Consider the following 5,445-nt stretch of genomic DNA (forward strand, 5'->3'; position numbering starts at 1 on the left):
CTCCAGGGAGCGCCGACGGTCAGACAGTGCGTGGAGTCAGGGGTGGACCTGGTGACCTTTTCCGGTGACAAGCTGCTTGGCGGTCCCCAGATTGGCGTGATCGCCGGCGGGAATCAACTTTTGGACAGGATTCGCCAATACCCCTTCCTGAGGACGCTGAGGGTCGACAAGATGACGTTGGCCGCTTTCGAAGCCACATTGAGGCTTTACATGGAAGGTAAAACGGAGGAGATACCGACCCTGGGGCTTATCACTCAGCCGGGTGAGATCCTGAAGAAAAGGGCCCGAAACTTGGCCTCGAGGATAAAGCGCCACACCGGCTTCCAGGCAAGGGTGGTCGCGACCGAGGACGCGGTAGGCGGGGGAGCCTATCCTACCGCGGTCCTGGAAGGATTTGGGGTGGAGGTGGAACCGCCCGAAGGGATTTCCGACGGTTCGGCGCTGGAGAGACTACGAAGGGCGCCTGTGCCCGTAATCGCGTCGGCTAAAGAGGGAAAGATCCTTCTCCATGCCAGGACCTTGCTCAAAGGAGATGGACCGGATGTGATCGAGGCTCTTGAAAGTCTTTTGACCCGGGAAGTGGATCATGACAGGGAAAACTGAGATCTCCATTGTACTGGGTACCGCGGGTCATATCGACCACGGCAAAACCACCCTTGTCCGGGCGCTGAGCGGAGTGGACTGCGACAGGTTGAGGGATGAGAAACGCCGCGGGATAACCATTGAACTCGGATTCGCCCCCCTTACCCTTCCAAGCGGCAAAACCATAAGTATTGTCGATGTTCCAGGTCACGAAAGGTTCATAAGGCAGATGGTCGCGGGCGCTGCCGGGGTTGATGGTGTCATCCTCGTCGTAGCCTCCGACGAGGGAGTGAGGCCCCAAACAAGGGAACACCTCGAGATCCTCGGCCTGATAGGCGTCGAGCACGGGTTGATCGCTTTGACAAAAGCCGACCTCGTGGAAAAGGATTTCCTGGAATTGGCCATTGAAGAGGTGAAGGAAGAAGTGAGGGAGACTTTCCTCGAGGGGGCAGAGGTGATTCCCGTCTCATCGGTGACGGGGTACAACCTGGCCGCCTTCCTCGAAGCCCTCGAAAAGCTGGTGGAGCGTATTTCACCAAGGGACTCCGGGGGCCCATTCTTCATGCCTATTGACAGGGCCTTCCCGGTGAAGGGTTTCGGAGCCGTCGTCACGGGCACCGCTTATCGGGGGAGGGTGAGGAAGGACGACGTCCTGTCGGTCCTGCCAAGGGGAATGAAGACGGAGGTCCGTTCCGTCCACGTCCACGACAACCCAGTGGAAGAAGCCCGGAGCGGACAAAGGGTCGCCCTGAGCCTTGGAGGGGTCTCGCTTTCGGAGCTGGAAAGAGGGGACGTCCTCTGCACCCCGGGGACATTTGCCTCGTCGAGCAGGTTTGATGTCGACCTGAAGATACTGGCTTCCTCGCCGGATCCCTTGCATCACTGGCAGAGAGTACGCGTCCACCTTGGAACCACCGATACGGTGGGCCGAATCGCCCTGTTGAAGGGGGACAGGATCGAACCGGGGATGCAGGCTTTTGCCCAGATCGTCACGGAAACACCGGTCGTGGCCGTCAGGGGAGAGCCCTTCATAATTCGTTTCTACAGCCCTTTGACGACGATAGGTGGTGGAAAGGTGTTGATGCCCTTTGCCAGGAGGCCCAAGGGAAAAAAGGGGCGAAAAGAACACTTGGAACTGCTGGACAGGGTCTCCAGGGCGGGGAATTCTGGTGAGCTCCTCCTGGCGCTGGCCTTCGACCGACCCGTTATGACGGTGGAGCAGGCCGTGATTCTGATGCAGGAGGAACCGGGAGCCATTGTCTCCCTGGCCAGGGATTTGGACGGGGCTGGGAGGTTGCTGCTGGTTGGGTCGGGAGAAGAGTTGATAGTCAACGGCGATACGGCAAGGGTGAAACTGGGCGAGGCCCTGAGGTTTTTAAAAGAGTATCACGAGGAAGAACCGGATAGTCCCGGAATGCCGGCCGATGAGCTTTGCCGAAGGGTCCTCCCGGAAATGGCGCTCCGCAATGCGAAAAAGATTTTAGAACGATGGGCCGAAGAGGGAGTAATAGAATTCGAAGGCCAGAGGATCAGGCTTTCCGGTTTTTCACCGGGCGACGCGGCCAGGAAAGGCGCCGCCGGGGCGGCCATCCTGGATTATTGTACAGCCAGATCGTTCCAGTTGCCGGAGGTCGCTGAAGTTGCTGAAGGCACGGGGCTTCGACAGGACGAGGTGGAAAAAGCCCTGGAAGCCCTGAAATCCCAAGGACAGATCTTCTTAGCGGCCGGTGGTCTGATCGTCTCCAAGGGAGTCCTGGAGGAGCTCGTCGGGATACTTGGAGGCATCAGGGACGATATCACCGTCGCTTCCGTCAGGGATGCCACCGGTAGCAGCCGGAAGTACATTCTCCCTCTCCTCGAGATGCTCGACTCGATGGGGGTGACAAGGAGGGTGCAGGAAAAGCGGATCCTAAGGAAAAGGTAAAAATGATATTTCTATTTAATTTTCCTTCCTGCCACATTGAAATGTGTAAAAATTTGTGGTAAAATGGATAGAAATCAACTACAGGAGTGAACCTGAGATGAGTCCTAGCTTAGCCACGATCCGGGACCGGGTGAACGAGTACAAGGGCTCCAAGGTGCGGTACAAGGCCCTCAAGGGCAGAAGGAAAACGGAAGAGCGTATGGGCGTGATCGTCGAGACTTATCCGCACCTTTTTACATTGTACGTAGAGTCCCAGAGGAGCACCGTGTCCTTCAGTTACGCCGAGTTGCTCACCCGTGAGGTCGAAGTGGAGATTCTCCCCGGAAACAAGAAACTTATTCAGTTCTGATCACGCGCAATTGCGCTTCCCCCCGGTGCCTTTCGCACCGGGGTTTCTTTTTGTGAGGTGTTCATCATGACCCTTGAAATAAATTCCCCCGGGAAGATAAACTTGACCCTGAGAATTACAGGATCAAGAAAGGACGGCATGCACGAGATAGCCTCCCTCTTCATGAGATTGCCCGCCTTGGAAAGGTTGACATTAAGAACTATCCACGAAAATAATGTCAAGGGGGATCTGGTGAGGGTTCATGGCCAAGAGGTTAAAGGCAGAAACATCCTCGAGGCGGTCCTGACGGCGGCCAGGGAGAAGGAGCCCCAGCTTCCTTTCATCGAGGTGCATATCTGGAAGCAGGTTCCGCCCGGGAGCGGGCTTGGCTCCGGAAGTGGTAATGCCGCTGCGCTGGCTTCATGGATGTCCAGGGAGTGGAGTGTCGAATTCTCGGTCGAAGAACTGGCAGAAATCGGTTCCGACGTTCCCTTCCTTTTTCAAGGTGACGGCCTCTCCTTCATGACTGGCATCGGGGAACAGCCCCTTGAAAAGATTGAAGGTGCCGCCGGTCTTTTCAAGGTGGTTATAGTCATACCCGCGTGGACTTGTTCAACGCCTGTCATGTACAAGATGGCCGATGAATTTTACAGGAAAAAAGGATGGAAGCTCAACGGATACGAAGCCTACGACGAGGCCCTGGACATCCTGGAATCGCTGAAAAAACAAGAGAGAATAGGCCTGCTTCCCAATGACTTTGTCCCGGTCCTTGAAGCCACGCGCCCCGGGTACCGATTGCTTCTGGCCGCAGCGGAAGACGGTGGAGCGTTGGCCTGGGGGGTAAGCGGGAGCGGGAGCGCCTTTTTCTGCCTTTTCGGTCGGGATGCCCCTGGCTTTTCCCGCACGGAGTTGTTCGAAGAAACGGGTATTGCGCGGAAAATCCTTATCTTGGGGTGATTGCGTTATGAAGAGTTCCCGGACGGAGAGGCTGATCAGGATAGCCTCGCGTTTTTTGGCCTTGCCCTCGAAACAGATCTCCCTGACGGGAGTTTCTGAAGAGTTCGAAGTGTCCAAGACCGTTATAAGCGATGATATGTCCATCATCGATAAAGCCTTTCGCGAAGAGGGACTCGGAACCTTGAAGGTGGGAAGGGGCAGGAGTGGGGGAGCTTCCCTTAAACTGGACTTTTCGGGGTATGGTCGAACATCCTTTCTCGAGAGAGTGGCGGCGACGCTTTCATCCAGCGACAGGATCCTTCCCGGTATGCTCATCCATTACTCAGACATCCTTTTCAATCCCTCTTACGCTCGCCCCCTGGGTTACGCCCTGGCCTCGGATTTCATCGGTAAGGAACCTGATGTGGTTATGACCTCCGAGGTAAAGGGGATACCCTTGGCCATCTTTACCGCTCATGCCCTGGGTGTGCCCATGGCCGTGTGCCGCTTCCGCAACAGGCCCGGCGACGGACCCGCCGTGGCGGTTCATTATCCCTCCGGGAGCGGCGAGGTGAGGACCATGTTCATGGGGACCAGGTTCCTGACCTCGGGGAAAAGGGTCCTCATCATAGATGATTTTATGAGGGGCGGCAGCACTGCCGCCGGGATGCTTCTTGTCGCAAGGGAATTTAGCGCCGAGGTGATCGGGATAGGGATTTTTATCGCGGCGTCGGAACCGGAGAAAAAAGCTGTTTTCGATTATCGGTCTCTGCTGCAACTGGAGAGGGGCCCCGACGGGGTGCCGGTTGTAAGGGTGCGGCGATGATCGCCCTTTCGGGGTTTACCCGCTCTTACGGCCTGTTGTTTGACGTGGACTCTCAAGTGGGATAGAATCTCCCAATGGGAGGAGGTGGCTTGTCTCCATGAAGGTGAAGATCAATACTGAAGAGTGTATCGGTTGCGGTGTATGTGCACAGATATGCCCCGAGGTTTTTGAACTTGACGAGGACGCCGGAAAGGCAAAGGTGATCCGTCCCGAAGGGGCGGAGTGCGCCCCTGAAGCCGCTGACAGCTGCCCCGTGAGTTGTATCACCGTCGAAGAGTAGAATTACCTCGGCGATACAACGAGTTTACCCGGTTCGCGATTTTTCAAGAATGGGCCCATAGCTCAACTGGTCAGAGCCACCGGCTCATAACCGGAAGGTTCCTGGTTCGAGTCCAGGTGGGCCCACCAAGTAAAACGATGATAAAGCCACCTGAGGTGGCTTTATTTTTTAGGCGGTGAGAACAATGCTCCGGGTCAGGGATGTCATCGAAGGGATAGAAACCTTTGCCCCCTTCTCATCATGTTGTGAATGGGACAACTCCGGCCTGCAGATAGGATGTCTCGATTGGGAGGTAACTCGCCTGGCGGTCTCCCTGGACTTGACCTACAGGGCTATCGACGAAGCCTTGGACAAAGGTTGTTCCTGTATTGTCACTCATCATCCCGTGATATTCGAGCCCCTTAGAAAGATCGAGACCCGGACGCCCTTAGGGGGAAAGATACTGGCCTGCCTTGAAAACCGTCTTTCCGTCATTTCGTCGCACACAAACTGGGACATAAGCCCCCTGGGGGTCAACAGGGTCCTGGCCGAACTGCTCGGCCTGGAAGGAATGTCGCCCCTGGATGATA

General features: G+C 56.2%; 7 protein-coding genes and 1 tRNA gene. All 8 read left to right on the plus strand.

Annotated elements, in window-relative coordinates:
• Window positions 1-603: L-seryl-tRNA(Sec) selenium transferase (locus tag GX108_05380; GenBank protein NLO56469.1), on the plus strand; the 603-nt coding region annotated here is incomplete at its 5' end.
• A complete protein-coding gene (selB, locus tag GX108_05385) occupies window positions 587-2,506 on the plus strand; it encodes a selenocysteine-specific translation elongation factor (GenBank protein ID NLO56470.1) in 1,920 nt (639 codons plus the stop codon). The genes GX108_05380 and selB, both read left to right, overlap by 17 nt.
• Window positions 2,507-2,603: 97 nt before the next feature.
• On the plus strand, window positions 2,604-2,855 hold the full coding sequence (locus GX108_05390; GenBank protein ID NLO56471.1) for a hypothetical protein: 252 nt from the start codon (window positions 2,604-2,606) through the stop codon (window positions 2,853-2,855).
• 66 nt (window positions 2,856-2,921) lie between these two features.
• Window positions 2,922-3,791 (plus strand): hypothetical protein, encoded by an 870-nt coding sequence (locus GX108_05395; GenBank protein ID NLO56472.1) that lies wholly within the window; start codon window positions 2,922-2,924, stop codon window positions 3,789-3,791.
• Window positions 3,792-3,798: 7 nt separating this feature from the next.
• Complete coding sequence (gene purR, locus GX108_05400; protein ID NLO56473.1) at window positions 3,799-4,596, plus strand: pur operon repressor; 798 nt, start codon at window positions 3,799-3,801, stop codon at window positions 4,594-4,596.
• 97 nt (window positions 4,597-4,693) lie between these two features.
• Window positions 4,694-4,876, plus strand: a complete 183-nt coding sequence (locus tag GX108_05405) for a ferredoxin (protein NLO56474.1) — start codon at window positions 4,694-4,696, stop codon at window positions 4,874-4,876.
• Between the two features lie 51 nt (window positions 4,877-4,927).
• Window positions 4,928-5,004, plus strand: a tRNA-Ile gene (locus tag GX108_05410).
• 56 nt (window positions 5,005-5,060) lie between these two features.
• Window positions 5,061-5,445, plus strand: a 385-nt coding sequence (locus GX108_05415; protein ID NLO56475.1) for a Nif3-like dinuclear metal center hexameric protein, incomplete at its 3' end; no start/stop codon positions are given.

This window comes from Thermovirga sp., assembly GCA_012523215.1.
GTDB lineage: Bacteria > Synergistota > Synergistia > Synergistales > Thermovirgaceae > 58-81.